The 539-nt window shown below is 65.5% G+C and carries 1 protein-coding gene; it reads right to left on the bottom strand.

Annotation, left to right across the window (positions count from 1 at the left end; genetic code table 11):
* Positions 1 to 55: 55 nt before the first annotated feature.
* The coding region (locus tag H7I41_RS00820; RefSeq protein ID WP_264010650.1) for a class I SAM-dependent methyltransferase at positions 56 to 539 on the bottom strand (484 nt) is incomplete at its 5' end.

Genomic DNA, 539 nt, shown 5'->3' with positions numbered 1-539 from the left:
TTCTACCCACTCGAGCCGACGAGTATTCGTTTGCTGAAATCTACCCTCGCGGCAATTATGCCAGCGTCGCCCGGATGCCGACGGTGATGTAGGGCAGCGCCAGACCGTTGCTGTTGGCCAGCGCCGGATGGGTGCGCAACAGTTCGCGGACCTTGTCCAGCGTTTGGGTGCGCACCGCGGCCGGGGAGGTGATGCAGTAGCTGCGGGAGGCGACCAGATCGATGAGCGCCTGCGGGGTCAGATAACTCGTCCACTCGACGCGGCTGCGCTCCAGACCGGTGAACGTCGCCGGCAGGGTGACCTCGTCGTTGAGCGGATCGTGTTCGTGGCCGATGATGTTGCCGAGGTCCTTGACCCAGCCCATTCGTTCGTCGCGGGTGTTCCACACCAGCCCGAGTCGTCCACCGGGACGCAGCACCCGGGCGATCTCCGCGGTCGCGCGCTGCACGTCGAACCAATGCCAGGCCTGGGCCACCACGACCGCATCGACGCTGTTACCAATGCCAGGCCTGGGCCACCACGACCGCATCGACGCTGTT

The sequence above is a fragment of the [Mycobacterium] manitobense genome, from assembly GCF_025821665.1.
In the GTDB taxonomy this organism is placed as follows: Bacteria; Actinomycetota; Actinomycetes; order Mycobacteriales; family Mycobacteriaceae; genus Mycobacterium; species Mycobacterium arseniciresistens.
The sequence above is the reverse complement of the archived record's forward strand: the minus strand, read 5'-3'. Positions and strand labels throughout refer to the sequence as shown.